Annotated in this window: 12 protein-coding genes; 2 read left to right on the forward strand and 10 right to left on the reverse strand. The window is 67.7% G+C overall.

Going from position 1 to position 14,870, the window contains the following annotated elements:
* The 3 genes from G3N93_RS20395 to G3N93_RS20405 all read right to left on the reverse strand — a co-directional run.
* Positions 1 to 1,556, reverse strand: a 1,556-nt coding sequence (locus G3N93_RS20395; protein WP_277396553.1) for a hydantoinase/oxoprolinase family protein, incomplete at its 3' end; no start/stop codon positions are given.
* Positions 1,557 to 1,674: 118 nt separating this feature from the next.
* Complete coding sequence (locus G3N93_RS20400) at positions 1,675 to 2,973, reverse strand: MFS transporter (RefSeq protein WP_174938268.1); 1,299 nt, start codon at positions 2,971 to 2,973, stop codon at positions 1,675 to 1,677.
* Between the two features lie 78 nt (positions 2,974 to 3,051).
* A complete protein-coding gene (locus tag G3N93_RS20405; protein WP_011356168.1) occupies positions 3,052 to 3,825 on the reverse strand; it encodes a putative hydro-lyase in 774 nt (257 codons plus the stop codon).
* A gap of 205 nt (positions 3,826 to 4,030) precedes the next feature.
* Between G3N93_RS20405 and G3N93_RS20410 the strand changes: the two genes are divergently transcribed.
* Both G3N93_RS20410 and G3N93_RS20415 read left to right on the forward strand, forming a co-directional pair.
* Positions 4,031 to 4,963, forward strand: coding sequence for a LysR family transcriptional regulator (locus G3N93_RS20410; RefSeq protein ID WP_011356169.1), 933 nt, complete (start codon positions 4,031 to 4,033; stop codon positions 4,961 to 4,963).
* Positions 4,964 to 5,131: 168 nt separating this feature from the next.
* On the forward strand, positions 5,132 to 6,070 hold the full coding sequence (locus tag G3N93_RS20415; protein ID WP_206133800.1) for a hypothetical protein: 939 nt from the start codon (positions 5,132 to 5,134) through the stop codon (positions 6,068 to 6,070).
* Positions 6,071 to 6,158: 88 nt separating this feature from the next.
* On the opposite strand, the gene G3N93_RS20420 is transcribed toward G3N93_RS20415, so the two are convergent.
* The 7 genes from G3N93_RS20420 to G3N93_RS20450 all read right to left on the reverse strand — a co-directional run bounded on the left by G3N93_RS20420 (position 6,159) and on the right by G3N93_RS20450 (position 14,192).
* Positions 6,159 to 7,859, reverse strand: coding sequence for a hypothetical protein (locus tag G3N93_RS20420; protein WP_206133801.1), 1,701 nt, complete (start codon positions 7,857 to 7,859; stop codon positions 6,159 to 6,161).
* 197 nt (positions 7,860 to 8,056) lie between these two features.
* On the reverse strand, positions 8,057 to 8,383 hold the full coding sequence (locus G3N93_RS20425; RefSeq protein ID WP_039354446.1) for an antibiotic biosynthesis monooxygenase: 327 nt from the start codon (positions 8,381 to 8,383) through the stop codon (positions 8,057 to 8,059).
* Positions 8,384 to 8,448: 65 nt separating this feature from the next.
* Entirely contained in the window at positions 8,449 to 9,435 is a 987-nt protein-coding gene (locus tag G3N93_RS20430; RefSeq protein ID WP_206133802.1) for a YkgJ family cysteine cluster protein, read from the reverse strand.
* A complete protein-coding gene (locus G3N93_RS20435; protein WP_206133803.1) occupies positions 9,429 to 10,238 on the reverse strand; it encodes a MetQ/NlpA family lipoprotein in 810 nt (269 codons plus the stop codon). Before G3N93_RS20435 ends, G3N93_RS20430 begins: the two co-directional genes overlap by 7 nt.
* Positions 10,235 to 11,284 carry a formylglycine-generating enzyme family protein gene (locus G3N93_RS20440; protein ID WP_206133804.1) on the reverse strand — a complete coding sequence of 350 codons (1,050 nt, stop codon included), beginning with the start codon at positions 11,282 to 11,284 and terminating at the stop codon, positions 10,235 to 10,237. The genes G3N93_RS20435 and G3N93_RS20440 overlap by 4 nt, the downstream gene beginning before the upstream one ends.
* Positions 11,285 to 11,300: 16 nt before the next feature.
* Entirely contained in the window at positions 11,301 to 13,259 is a 1,959-nt protein-coding gene (locus tag G3N93_RS20445; protein ID WP_174938256.1) for an arylsulfatase, read from the reverse strand.
* Between the two features lie 213 nt (positions 13,260 to 13,472).
* Entirely contained in the window at positions 13,473 to 14,192 is a 720-nt protein-coding gene (locus tag G3N93_RS20450) for an SDR family oxidoreductase (protein WP_206122861.1), read from the reverse strand.
* Positions 14,193 to 14,870 lie beyond the last annotated feature (678 nt).

Below are 14,870 nucleotides of genomic sequence, written 5' to 3' on the forward strand. Positions count from 1 at the left end.
TGTTGCGACGCGTCGGACAACACGGCCTCGACCGCGCGCTCGCGCATCGCGGTCTGGTCGGCGAGGCCCATCCCGTATGCCGACAGCACGCCCGCGAGCGGATGCGCGAACACCTGCGTCATCCCGAGCGCGTCGGCCACGCCGCACGCGTGCTGGCCGCCCGCGCCGCCGAACGTCGTCAGCACGTAGCGCGACACGTCGTGGCCGCGCTGCACGGAGATCTTCTTGATCGCGTTCGCCATGCTGCCGATCGCGATTTCCAGGAAGCCCTCGGCGAGCGCCTCGGGCGTCTCGCGCCGCCCGGTGGCCGCGTGGATCTCGTCGGCGAGCGCGGCGAACTTCGCGACCACGCCGTCGCGGTCGAGCGGTTCGTCCGCCTGCGGGCCGAACACGCGCGGGAAATGATCGGGCTGGATCTTGCCGAGCATCACGTTGCAGTCGGTCACCGTCAGCGGGCCGCCGCGCCGGTACGCGGCCGGCCCCGGGTTCGCGCCGGCCGATTCCGGCCCGACGCGCAGCCGCGCGCCGTCGAAGCCGAGCACCGAGCCGCCGCCCGCGGCAACCGTATGGATGCTCATCATCGGCGCGCGCATCCGCACGCCGGCCACCTGCGTCTCGAACACGCGCTCGAACTCGCCGTGATAGTGCGACACGTCGGTCGACGTGCCGCCCATGTCGAAGCCGATCACGCGCTCGAAGCCGGCCGCCTGCGCGGCGCGCACCATCCCGACGATGCCGCCGGCCGGGCCCGACAGGATCGCGTCCTTGCCCTGGAACGCGTCGGCGCGCGTCAGGCCGCCGCTGCTCTGCATGAACTGCAGGTTCACGCCCGGCATCTCGTGCGCGACCTGCTCGACATAGCGGCGCAGGATCGGCGACAGGTACGCGTCGACGACGGTCGTGTCGCCGCGCGACACCATCTTCATCAGCGGCGACACCTCGTGCGACACCGACACCTGCGTAAAGCCGATGCGGCGCGCCAGGTCCGCCAGCGCGCGTTCGTGCGCGGTGTAGCGATAGCCGTGGATCAGCACGATCGCGAGCGCACGCACGCCCGAGTCGAACACGCGGCGCAGCGATGCTTCGGCGCCCTGCGCATCGAACGGCACGACGATGTCGCCGTGCGCGCCGATGCGCTCGTCGATCTCGACGACGGTCTCGTACAGCGCGTCGGGCAGCACGATGTCGAGATCGAACAGCCTCGGCCGGTTCTGGTACGCGATGCGCAGCACGTCGTGGAAGCCGCGCGTCGTCGCGAGTGCGGTGCGTTCGCCCTTGCGTTCAAGCAGCGCGTTGGTCGCGACCGTCGTGCCCATCTTCACCATGTCGACGCACTCGGGCGTGATCGGCTCGCCGGCCGCGAGGCCGAGCAGGTGGCGGATCCCGGCCACGGCCGCGTCGCGGTACTGCTCGGGGTTCTCCGACAGCAGCTTGTGCGTGACGAGCGTGCCGTCGGGCCGGCGCGCGACGATGTCGGTGAACGTGCCGCCGCGGTCGATCCAGAATTGCCAGCGTGCGGCGTCGGAGGGAACGGGGGAAAGGTGTCGGTCAGTCATGATGTCGGGTCGATGCGTGTGGAATCGTAGGACGAGCGCCGCCGCACGGCGCGCGTCGCGCGCCGTGTCACGGGGTCGGTCAAAGGGGAATAAAACGAAGGGCGGAACGCCCCGCCGCTTACGCGGCGTCGAGTTCGCGGCCGCGGGTCTCGGGCAGCGTCAGCGCGGCGACGATCACCACGCCATACGCGGCGACCGCGAAGATGCCGATGCTCATGCCGAGCCCGTATTGCTTGGACAGCGCGCCGATCAGGAACGGGAACAGCGCACCGATCGCGCGGCCCACGTTGTAGCAGAAGCCCTGGCCGGAGCCGCGCACGCGGGTCGGGAACAGCTCGGTCAGGAACGCACCCATCCCCGAGAAGATGCCCGACGCGAAGAAGCCGAGCGGGAAGCCGAGCCACAGCATCGATGCGTTGGTCAGGTTCAGCGACGTGTACGCGAATGCGATCACCATCGAGCCGACCGCGAACAGGATGAAGTTCGGCTTGCGGCCGAGGCGGTCGGTCAGGTACGCGCTCGTCAGGTAGCCGACCCACGAGCCGAAGATGATCATCGCGAGATAGCCGCCGGTACCCATCACCGTGAGGTGCCGCTCGGTCTTCAGGAACGTCGGCAGCCACGTCGTGATCGCGTAGTAGCCGCCCTGCGCGCCCGTCGTCAGCAGCGCGGCGCGCAGCGTCGTCGTGATCAGCTTCGGCGCGAAGATCTCGGTGAGGCGCGGCGCATCGGCCACTTTCGCCTGCGCGGCCTTCTCCTTCTCGTAGACGTCCGGCTCCTTCACGTAGCGGCGGATCGCGACGACCAGCAGCGCGGGCGCGAGGCCGACGAGGAACAGCGCGCGCCATGCCTGCTCGGCCGGCAGCACCGAGAACAGCAGCGCATACAGCAGCGCGCACAGCCCCCAGCCGATCGCCCAGCCCGACTGCACGAGGCCGACCGCCTTGCCGCGATCGCGCGCGCGGATCACTTCGCCGATCAGCACCGCGCCGGCCGTCCATTCGCCGCCGAAGCCGAAGCCCATCAGCGCGCGCGCCGCGACCAGCTGGTGGTAGTTCTGCGCGAGCCCGCACAGCGCGGTGAACACGGCAAACCACAGCACGGTGAGCTGCAGCGTGCGCACGCGGCCGATCCGGTCGGACAGGATGCCGGCGATCCAGCCGCCGGCCGCCGACGCGAGCAGCGTGATCGTGCCGATGAAGCCCGCATCCGCGAACGAGATGCCCCAGGTCGCGACCAGCGTCGGGATCACGAACGACAGCATCTGCGTGTCCATCCCGTCGAGCATGTAGCCGACCTTGCAGCTCCAGAACGCGCGGCGCTCGCGCGGCTGCGCATCCCCGTACCACGAGAACAGGCCGTTGCGCTCGGGGCTCGCGGGCTCCGCGGCGTTCGCCGCGAGGGTCTTGCTTTCCATGGTGGTGCTCCTGTCGTTATGCGCCGTCAAATGGCAATCGTGCGTGCGGGTGGTCGTGCGGTTGGTCGTCGCCGCGGATCAGAATACGGCCAGCGACGCGTTCGTGATGTCGGTCATCAGCATGTGGCCGGGCGTATGCGCGATCGCGATCGGCAGCTTCGCGTCCATCAGCGCGGTTTGCGGCGTCACGCCGCACGCCCAGAACACCGGCAGCTCGCCGTCGCGGATCGTCACCGCGTCGCCGAATTCGGGGGCGTTCAGATCGGCGATGCCCAGTTCGCGCGGATCGCCGAGATGGATCGGCGCGCCGTGCACACCCGGAAACCGGCTCGTGATCTGCACCGCGCGGATCGCGTCGGCGCCGCGCATCGGCCGCATCGACACGACGAGCTGGCCGCCGAAGATCCCCGCGCGGCGATTCGGAATCGACGTGCGGTACATCGGTACGTTGCGCCCCTCCTCGACGTGGCGCAAGCCGATCCCTTCGCGGGCCAGCATGTCCTCGAACGAGAACGAGCAGCCGATCGCGAACACGACGAAATCGTCGCGCCACAGCGCTTCCAGCGACTCGACGCGCTCGGTCAGGCGGCCGTCGCGGTAGACGTTGTAGCTCGGCACGTCGGTGCGGATGTCGAGATCCTCGCCGAGCGCGTCGACCCGGAACGCGCCCGGTTCGCCGACGCCCAGCAGCGGACAGGCTTTCGGGTTCGCCTGGCAGAAACGCAGGAAATCGTGCGCGACCGCTTCGGGCAGGATCGCGAGGTTCGCTTGCGCGTACGGGCCGCAGTGGCCTGCGGTCGGGCCGCGGAACGCGCCGTGGCGCACGGACTGGCGGAATTCGGAAGGCGTCATGAGGTTCTATCGCAGATCGGTATGTCGTCGGGATGACGGTGCCGTGTCATCGGATACGGCGAAGAATAGAAAAGAAAAAATTTTGTCGCCAACGAGTTTTTTTGCGCTTCGTGTATAGAATTTCTTAACGGATCCTGGGGTTTTCCCCCGCTCCGTTCACTTTTCCTCACCGGCAAAGTGCGCATCCACCCTCCGTCAGACCGCCATGAACACGCGTTTTCTCGAAACCTTCGTCACGCTCGCGAAGCTGCGCAACTTCCGCACGACGGCCGCCGCGCTGCACGCGACGCCGGCCGCGATCTCGCAGCGCCTGAAGGCGCTCGAGGACGAACTGCAGACGGTACTCGTCGACCGCGACAGCCGCGAATTCCGGCTCACGCCGAACGGCGAATACCTGCTCGGCTATGCGAAAGCCGTGGTCGAGGCGACCCAGGAGCTGCAGGCCGCCGCGTCCGGCGAGAGCGCGCTGCGCGGCAAGCTGCGGCTCGGCGTGATCGAGACCGTCGTGCACAGCTGGCTGCCGCACTACATGCGCCGGCTGGCGGCCGACTATCCGCAGCTCGAGATCGACCTGACCGTCGACGTCAGCGTCGTGCTGCAGCGCCGGCTGATGGCGGGCGAGCTCGACCTGATCATCCGCGTCGAAGGCAGCGACGAGGCGTCGGTCGTGTGCGATGCGCTCGCGAACTATCCGGTGCGCTGGATCGCGCGCGCGGGGCTGCTGCCGAACACGCGCACGGGCCTCGCGCGGCAGGTGCTGCGCCAGCCGATTCTCACCTACGGGCGCGGTACGGCGCCTCATCGTGCGCTGGAAGATATCGTCCGCACACTCGCGCACGCGCACGGCGTGCCGCTGTCGGACACGCGCATCACCGGATCGCCGTCGATCTCGGTGATCGTGCAGCTCGTGCGCGACGGGTTCGGCGTGGCGGCGATTCCGGTGCTGTTCGTCGATGCGTTGATCGAAAGCGGCGAAGTCGTGGAGCTGCCGCTGCAGCCGTCACCGCCGTCGATCGTCGTGTCGATGTCGCGGCGGGCCGATGCGCCGCGGTTCGTGCATGGCGCGTCGATTGCGGCGCGGGCCGCGTGTCACGAGTATTGCGAGAAGAGCAAGCGGTTGCTGGTCGAAGCGCTTTGATGCGGTGCGGGCCGGCGGATGGCGAGGCCGGGCATCCGGCACGCATTCGACATCGCCGCGCGAATCGCCCACAATCGCCAGCGGCGCGTGGCCGCCACGCGTCGTGAATGCCGGCACGGCCGTCCGGCATTCGCCGCTTCGCACGCCCCTGCACAACAAGAAGGCAACATGCAGACTCGCACCGCTTCCGCTCGCCTGAACCTCGCGCGCGCCGTCATCGTCGCGCTGTACGTCGTGTCGCTGCTGCTGCCGGTGGCCGCCGAACCGCCGAATGCGGCCGGCGCCGTGAACTGGTGGCGCGGTTATATGGTGCTCGCGATCGGCCCGCTCGCAATCCTCGACCTGCAATTCGCGTGGCTCGGCAACCCGCTGCTGGTCGTCGCACTGATCAAGCCGAACCGCATCGTGTCCGCGCTGCTCGCCGTGGCCGTGGCCTTCGCACTCGGATGGCACACGATCCCGACCGGCCCGGACTACAAGCCGATCCATGCATTCGGCATCGGGTACTACCTGTGGATGGCGGCGATGGTCGGCGCCGCCGCGTTGCCGTGGATCGGTGGGCGCCTGAAGCAGGAGGCCGCCGCGTCAGCGGCGGCGATCGCGCCGGATGCCCCGGCCGCATCGATCGATCCGATGGATTTCATTGATCCGATGGATGCGATGGAGGCCGCCGAGCGTGCCGATTCCGGCGGCGCGGCGCAACTCGACACCGCACCGTCACCACCCGTTTCGCCCGTCCCGCCGAGCCACTGGGCGGTGACCGCGACCGATACGCGTATCGACGCGACCGATCACACGGGCGCAATGCGCGGAATCGCGCTGTCCGACCTTGGCGCGGTCGTGATCGAAACCAACGACCAGGGGCCGTACGGGTCGTCCGTCTGGTGGATCCTGTTCGATACGAACAAGCAGTTCGCGTGCGGGTTCCCGCAGGGCGCCGACGGCGCGAAAGGGGCGGTCGACCGGCTGCTCGACCTGCCGGGCATCGATCACCGCAAGGTCATCGACGCGCAAACATCGGTCAGGAACGCGATGTTCCCGATCTGGCAGCGCGCGGCGCAGACGCAGGTGGAGCCGAACGACGGTGAAACGCAACGCGTCGACTGAATCCTCGCCGCAACAAAGTTGAAGGGCGCGGCCGTGGAGACTCGCGGCCGCGCCCTTGCCCCCCGGCATCAGCCGGGGCGCACCTGCGTCAGTGCGACCGCCCCGTATCCGTCCCCGGCGCGAACTCGATACCCCGCAGCACTTCCGCAAACTTCGCAGTCCGCAGTACGGCGAATTGCTCGTGCGCAGCCGTCGCCGCGCTCGTGTTCTTCAACACGTCACGCACTGCGACCAGCCGGTTCGGATCCGCGCCGACATCGCCGTTGCCGCTGACCGTCGACGTAATCGCCCAGATCGTCACCGTGCCGTCGCGTTCGACGCGGCCCGTCAGGTTGCGCAGGCCGGCCGTCGCCGGTGCCCACGGCAGGCCCGTCGCCGAGTTGTTGCCTGCCGGATAGCCCGCGACCGAATACGGCTGACCGAGGTTCAACCCGTTCTGCAGCGTGTAGGCAAGCTTCCACTGCTTCGTGCCTGCGTCGTAGACCCACTTCTGCAGGCCCGCCGTCGTCTGCGCAGCGGCATGCGTGTACAGGTCCGCGCCGCCCGTGTAGCCGTCGCCTTCGTCCGCGACATACAGCGTGTTCGCGTCGGCGAACCAGATCCCGAACGGATAGGAGAGCGTCGTCGCGGTCTTGTTCGGCGTGGTCGGGAAGCCGGCCAGCACGCACATGTTGTTCGGCAGGCCGGCCGTCTGCAGCGTGGCGGCGTTGTACGCGAGCGGCGCCGTCGGCAGCACGGCCTTCGGCGACGGCACGCCGACGCCCGACGGGCACGCGGTGCCGGTCGTATCGACGAAGTACACGGTGTTCACGCCGTTGCCGCCGCTGCCCTTCGTGTAGTACACGACGTTGTCGTGCACCGCGATGCCGCGGAAGTTGTCGTCCTTGCCGATCTTGTCGGCCTTCGCGCCGAGTTCCGTGACCGAGAAGCTCGCGAGCGGCGTCGGCACGCCCGGATCCTGCTGCGCTTCGTGATGCTTCGCGCCATCGATGAACTGCGCGCCCGCGCCGAGGATCACGTTGTCCGGCTGCGGGTTCGAGCCGTTGCCGGCGTTGCCCGACGTGTAGTAGATATCATGGCCGTCGCGATTGTTCAGGATCGCCGCACGGCCGTTGTTGCCGCTGTACGCATTCGTCTCGGTGAAGCGGAAATGCCCGTGGCGATCGATGCGCGCAATTGCGCGATAGAAGTTCTGCCCGTCCGGGTTCGTCGTATCGACCGCGAGCGGCGTGTTCGAGTTCGACACGTCGATCGTGTTGACCGGCGCGACGTAGCCCATGAACGTCAGGTAGCTGCCGTCGAGCGACAGGTGCAGGCCGAGTTCCGACTTCGAGCTGAAGCTCGTCACCATCTGGTCGTGCGCGAAGCCTTTCTGCAGGCTGTTCGGCACTTCGAGCGTGCTGACGACGCCGCCGGCCGGCGTGATCTGGTCGAGGAAGATGCGCGACGTGATGCCGAAGCTGCCGTCGTAGCGGTCGTTGTTCCACACGTACGGATAGGTGCCGTCGTTCGGCGCGCCGGATGCCGTGCCGCAACCGCCGGTGGTCTTCGCGCAGTTCGGCGGCAGGATCGCGCCGGGCTGGACGTTGCTCGACACGTTGTCGTACACGCTGCGGCTGAGGACCAGGAAGCCCGGCACGAAGCCCGGCGTAAAACGGCTGTCGCCGTCGTTGTCATGCGGGGCGGCGTGCGCGCCGATGCTTGCGGCAATCAGCGTCAGGGCGAAGACGGGAACGGTACGATCGCGCAGCGCGCGGCGGCGCTTCGCGGACAAGGCGAAATTCGGCATGGACAAGGCTCCGTACGACATCGAGTGAGGACGTTGTTGGTGGACAGACTGACGACGTGAAGCCCCGCCACCTTAGCCATGCTTGATGAAGAATTGATTGCACGCGATGTCGCGGAAACCCGCGTGTAGACGTGGGTTTCCGGGTTCGCCGCCTTGTTATTGATCCGTAATGCGAAAGAAATGAATCAGACAGCCATTCAGGCGGATTGCCCCGCATGCGGCTGCGTGAGCTTGCCGTCGCCATACTCGCGCAACACTTTCGAAATCACCACGCGATAGCCGTCCAGCCAGCGCGCCTGCTTCGTTTTTGCCTCGAGGTGCGCCGGGTGCTGCATCAGCTGCTGCAGCGCCGCCTCCGACTCCCAGTAGTAGACGTTCTGGATCAGCCCCGATTCGGCGTTCTCCCACGTCTCCTCGCCGAGATAGCCGGGCGTCGCGCGCGCCATGTCGGCGATCTGCCGGTCGAGCCGGTGGAATTCGTCGTCGTATTGCCCGGCACGGAAAATGAAGGTCGACGCGTACATGCCCGCTCCATCGCAAGAGATTGAAAGAGCGCCGATTGTAAGGCAGGTGCAATACTTCGGCATTGTCAGGCGGCGAGCGTGTCGAAGTCGGGACGGTCGGCGAGCCACGCGTCGATGCGTGGTGCGTCGTCACGCAGGCCGGCCGCGGGTGCCGGCATCGTGGCCAGTGCGTGTCGCGCACGTTCGAGCGCCTGCGCGAAGCCGCGCAACTCGCGCGTCGCGGGCCGGTCGTCGGCATGCCGGCGCGCGAGTGCCGCTTCGATGTTCATACCGATCAACGCGAGTTGCGCGTCGATGAATGCGATGCACAGCGCGTGGCAATGCGCGGACACCGATGCAACGGCCAACAGGACTGGCACGATCGACACGGTCAGGTAGCCGCCAGGCGCAAGCCGCGACAGCGCATGCCGCACGTCCTGCCCGCCATCGGTCAACGATGCGAACACCGCATCGCGCCACACCGCGCGCTCGAACGCGAGCGCATCGCGATACGCGTCGAGCGCCGCACGGTCTTCGACCTGCCCGGCCGTCACCAGCGGAATCGGAAAGGAAGACGCCACCGACGATTGCGCGCTCGCCGTTTCGACGATGCAGTTCGCGCCAAGCCACCCCGCATCGTCGCGCCGCGCGGCCAGCACGCGGGACTGCAAGCGGTCGGGCAGCATCGGATCGAGCGGCACCGCGCGGCAGATTGACGGCTTGTCCGTATGCACGCTGCAGCGTCCGTCGTCGGCCAGCGCCGCGCACCGGCCGAGCGACGGATAGTCGTAGCCCTGCAGCGTCAGCGCGATCCATTCGTTCCCGGCGACACCGGAGCGATGAAACAACCGTGCCGCCAGCGCCTCGGACGCCGCGACGTCTTCCGCATCGAGCGCGTGCTCGCGACCGCCCGCATGCCAGCGCTCGCCCGCTCGCCGCTTCGGCACGCGACGGATCGTCAGCGCCCCGACGAAGCGATGCCGATGCCGGAACAGTTCGCGCAACGACAGCGTCGGCGCGCTGTTGCAGCAGCGTCCGCAGGCGTTGCACGCGAGCAGCCAGGTGTCTACCACGGCCGCCGCACCGAATCCTGGTAGCGCGTGAGGATGAAGCGCGCGACGTCGTCCGAGTGATACGCGGCGACGAGCTGCGTCACCCACGGCTTCGCGCGATCGGCATCGCGCACCGTCAGCACGTTCGCATACGGCGAGCGCGCATCCTCGATGCTGATGCTGTCGCGCGCGGGTTGCAGCCCGGCGCGCGCGGCATCGTCGCTGTCGATCGCGACGAACGCGGCCGTGTCGAGCGCCGCGTAGAGGCGATCGCGGCGCAGCGCGACGAGCTTCAGACCGAGCCGGTTGCCGGTCACGTCGCGCAGCGTCGCACGCAGGCCGGCCCGCTCGCGCAGCGTCACCAGCGTGTCGTTCTGCAGCAGCACGAGCGCGCGCGCCATCCCGCGCGGATCGGCGGGAATCGCGACAGTCGCACCGGGCTGCAGTTCGTTCAGGTTCTTCAATTTGCGCGAATAGAGCGCCATCGGCAGCGTGACGGTCGGCGCGATGTCGGTCAGCGCGTAGCGTTTCTGCGCGCGCGTCGCGGCAAGCTGTTGTGCATCCTCGAAGCTGGCTGCGTCAATCCGGCCGTCGGCCAGCGCCGCGTCGATGCGCGATGGATCGTCGAATTCCACGACGTCAACGCCGAACCCTCGCGTTGCCGCGACCCGCTTCACTTCGTCCAGGATCTGCGCATGTACGCCGCGCGTCACGCCGACGCGCACGGCCGGTGCGGCCGATTCGGCGGCAACGGTCAAACCCGGATGAACGACCGCGCACGCCGCCATCAGCCATGCGCCCACGCAAGCCATGACGCACTTCATGATGCATCCCTCAGAATCGTGCGAAACCCGATATGCGACGCGCCGAGATCGGCTTCCTGCTGTTCGCGCGACGACGCGCGATAGCGCACGCAGTAATCGCGCGAGCACAGGAACGAGCCGCCCTTGATGACCATCGGCGTATCGTGCCGGCGCGTCGGCGGCGCGACGGCCGCCGTGTCGCCGTTCGTGTGCGACTGGTGCGGGCCCGTGTACGCGTCCTTGGTCCATTCCCATGCGTTGCCGATCATGTCGTAGAGCCGGAACCCGTTCGCCGCGTAGCAACCGACGGGCGCGAGCCCCGCATGGCCGTCCTCGGCCGTGTCGAGCACCGGGAACACGCCCTGCCAGTAGTTCGCGGCCGGCTTGCCCTGCGCATCGCGCGGCGCCGCATCGAGCGATGCATCGTCACGGCCGGCCTTGCCCGCGTATTCCCATTCGGCCTCGGTCGGCAAATCCCGGCCGAGCCAGCGCGCATACGCGAGCGCATCGCGCTGCGTGACCAGCGTGACGGGCAGGTTGCCGAGCCCGTCGACGCCGCTGCCCGGCCCGCGCGGATGACGCCACGACGCACCCTTCACCCACGACCACCACGCCAGGTCGCGCGCGTTCATCTCGTCGCGCGTCGGCACATGAAACACGGCCGCCCCATCCTGCTGCTCGGCCTCGGTCACGTAGCCGGTCGCCTGCACGAATGCGGCGAACTGCGCGATCGTCACGTCGGTCTGGTCGATCCAGAACCCGCCGACACGCGTGCGGCCGTCGCCGACCGGGCGCTCGTCCGCATAGCCGCGCGTGCTGCCGAACACGAACGCGCCGCCGCGCAAGTGCACCATCCCGGCCTTCGGATCGTCGCGCCATCTAGCCGGCAGCCCCGAATAGCCCGCGCACTGTCGCTCCGAGCCGAGCGGCGCGAGCGCGCGGCCGCGATTCGCGTCGTCGAATGCATCGCCCGCCGGCGCGACGGGATTCGCATAGCCGGCCGCGAACGCGGCTGCGAACAGCGTGGCGGCAAGCGCCGCGCCGATCGTCCAGAACCGGAACCGCATCGTGTCGCTCCCGGGTTCAGTAGTAGCCGCGCGGACGCAGCGGTTCGACACCGCCGACGTTGCTCATGTAGGTCTTCCACTGGTCGACGAGCGTGCTGATCACCGACGGGTTCTGCGCGGACACGTCGGTCGTCTCGCCGCGATCCGACGCGAGGTCGTACAGTTGCCAGTGACCGTCGAGCGGCCCGAGCGGCGGCTCGGTCCACAATGCCTTCCAGCGGCCGTCGGCGCTGCGCAGGTAGGCGCGGCCGTAGGCTTCGTCGCCGAAGGGCGCGGTATGCACTTCGCCCGTCGCGGTACCCGTGAGCACCGGCAGCAGCGACTGGCCGGTGACCGGATACACGTAGCGGTTGTTGTAGATCACCTTGCCCTTGTTCTGGTCGACGCCCGTCAGCGTGTTGACGAGCGGCGGCGCCGGCTGCGACGGCGGCGTGACGCCCGCGACCGCGAGGAACGTCGCCGTGTTGTCGGTCACGTGCGTGAAGGCGCGCAGCGTCGGCAACTGCTGCGTCTGGCCCGGCAGGCGCACGATCGTCGGCGTCGATACGCCGCCTTCGGCCGAATACCCCTTCGTGAGCCGGAACGGCGACGCGCTCACTTCGGCCCAGCGCAGCCCGTACTGCAGGCGCTGCGCGTTCTGCTTGCCGTTGTCGGTGCCGAGCGTCGAATAGATCGGCTCCTGCCCGTTCGCGGTGTCGGTCGCCGTCGGGTCGGCGCCACCGTCGATCGGCCAGCCTTCCGCGCCGTTGTCCGACTGGAACATGATGAACGTGTTGTCGTATTCGCCGATGTCCTTCAGGTGCTGGATCAGCAGGCCGATGTTGTAGTCGAGGTTCTCGACCATGCCCGCATAGATCTCCATGTAGCGCGCCTGAGCCTTGCGCTCGGCCGGCGACAGGCTCGACCACAGCTTGTCGACCTTGCCGGCGCCGTAGTCGCTGTAGCCGTCCGCGGCCGAATGCACCGCGCTGATGTATTTCGCGGCGGCCGTGCCGTTGTTCGCGGTCGCGGGCGACGCGGCCGTCGTTTCAGGCAGGCCGTCGAACGGCTTGAAATCGGCGGGGATCAGGCCGAGCGCCTTCTGCCGCGCGATCCGCGCGTTGCGGATCGCGTCGTAGCCGGCGTCGTACACGCCCGCATACTTGTGCAGCCACGGATCGGGCACCTGCAGCGGCCAGTGCGGCGACGTGAAAGCCGCATACGCGAAGAACGGTTTGCCGTCGCGCTGGTTCGAATCGATGTACGAGATCAGCTTCTGCGTATAGAAATCGGTCGAATAGAACACGGCCGGGCTGCCGCCCGTGCCGCCCGGCTGTCCGGGCTGGCCAGGCTGCACGTAGCGGCCGTCTTCCGTGTAGTTCGACGAGCCGGCCGGCTCGTGCGCGAAGTGGTTCGTCGCCGCACCGCCGAGCAGCACATAGCTGCGCTCGAAGCCCCACTGGTCAGGCGTCTGCCCGCTGCCCGTCGCGCTGCCGACGATCCCCGAGCCGATGTGCCACTTGCCCGCGATGTACGTGTGATAGCCGGCGTCCTTCAATAGTTGTGCGAACGACAATGCGCGATCGTTCAGGTAGCCCTCGTAACCGGGCAGCCCGCGCCGTTCGTCGGTCGGTACGCCCATCGTGCCTTCGCCGACGAGATGGTGGTCGGTGCCGGACACCAGCATCGCGCGCGTGATCGCGCAGACGGTGCCCGTGTGATGGTTCGACAGGATGCGGCCCGACGCGACGAGCGCGTCGAGGTTCGGCGTGTTGATCTCGCCGCCGAATGCATGGATGTCGGAATAGCCGAGATCGTCGGCCATGATGTACAGGATGTTCGGGCGTTTCTGAGCCAGCGGCGGCGTGGTGCTGGTGGGTGACGGCGGCGGATCGCTGTCGACGCCGCCGCACGATGCGAGCGACAGCGCACCGGCAATCGCGGCGCAGACGACACGGAAACGAAAAGCATGTAACGGCGACGCGGACTTTTTCATTGTTCTGAACGCTCGATCTACGGGATCGGCGATCTTAGCGTCGCGCGCGCGGCACCCAAAGTCCGATTCGTCACATGCTAACGGGGTGGCGGAATATGCGCGCAAGCAGAATGCCCGCCATCAGCGCGCACACATGTATGCACCCGCGATGCGCGCCGAAACCGGCCGCTGCCGGGCGCCGGGCCTACGGCGCCCGGTGCGTCGACGTCGGCTTCAACTGCGCCCGCCGAGACTGCCGCCACCGTCCACGGCCAGCACCTGCCCCGTGACGAAACCCGCCTCGTCCGACAGGAAGAATGCAATCACCGCGGCCACGTCGTCGGGCGTGCCGAGCCGGCGCGCGGGGATCGTCGCGAGCACCTTGCGTTCGGCTTCGCTGCCGACGGGCCGCGTCTGCCGGAACAGTTCCGTCTCGATCGGCCCCGGCGCAACCGCGTTGACGGTCACGCCATGTTCGGCCAGTTCGAGCGCCCACGTGTGCGTGCAGCCGACGAGCGCGCTCTTCGCGGCGGAATACGCGGTGCGATCGAGGCTGCCGAAAATCGCGCGGCTGCAGATGTTGACGATGCGCCCGTGGCCGCGTGCCTTCATCGCATCCGCAAAGTGCTGCGTGACCTGGATCGCGGCGCGCACGTTGAGATCGAACACGGTCTGCAGCGACTGGAAATCGATCTGCCCGAGCGGTTGCGGCAACACGATGCCCGCGTTGTTCACGATGCCGTCGACATCGTGCTGCTCGCTGATGCGCGCCAGGGTGGCTGCCGTCTGCTCGATGTCGGCGAGATCGCACGCGAGCAATGCGCCGGGGAAGTCGATGTCCTGCGCGTGACGCGCAAGGCCGACGACGCGATGGCCGCGCCGGGCGAGCAACGTGCTGACCGCGAGGCCGATGCCGCGCGATGCGCCGGTGACGAGATAGGTGCGAGATGACATGTGTGCTCCCGAAGTCCGTTCACGTGAATAGCGTGGAGAGAGGTTTCCGGGCCGGAAGCCCGGAACCTGCGCTTTCGTCCGACGATTCTACGTGCGTAACGGGGCGTTACGTCGTGTCGTTACGGGCGAACCCGTAGCAACACGTTACGTTTTCTCTGCATCAGCATCGCCAGGAATTTCCAAATCACGATTTTCCGGAAATATCGTCTGATTTAACTGTAATGCTCCATTTATAAAAGAAAGCTTGTTAATGAATATCGAACTCGCAAACGTTTTACGTGACAGAAATATGCCGCTCAAAAATTAGACGAATAACGACTTAAAAATATAAACCGTTTAAAACAGCAGCAGGCACGCCTCTTGCTGACTCCCCCCACCATGTGCCGCGTTCGACCAGGAACGAATAACCCAAAAAACGGGCGGCGCCATATTTCGTAAAAGTGCATTCGGGGGTCGGGGAAATGGTGTCGAGCGCAAGCAGGCGATTGGCCTGGGGGGCCGTGACGTGCCTGTCGCTTTTCGCGACGGCACGCGCGCAGGCTCAGGACACCCTCGACGCGCCCCCTGCCGCCCCGGCGAACGCCGGACATCCGACTGCCCCGCCCCCCACGCTGCTGACCCCCCAACTCCTCCTCAAAGCACCGACACCCCCCCCCGCCCCCCGCCCCGCCCCGGCGC

The organism is Burkholderia sp. Se-20378 (assembly GCF_017104665.1).
Taxonomy (GTDB): domain Bacteria; phylum Pseudomonadota; class Gammaproteobacteria; order Burkholderiales; family Burkholderiaceae; genus Burkholderia; species Burkholderia lata.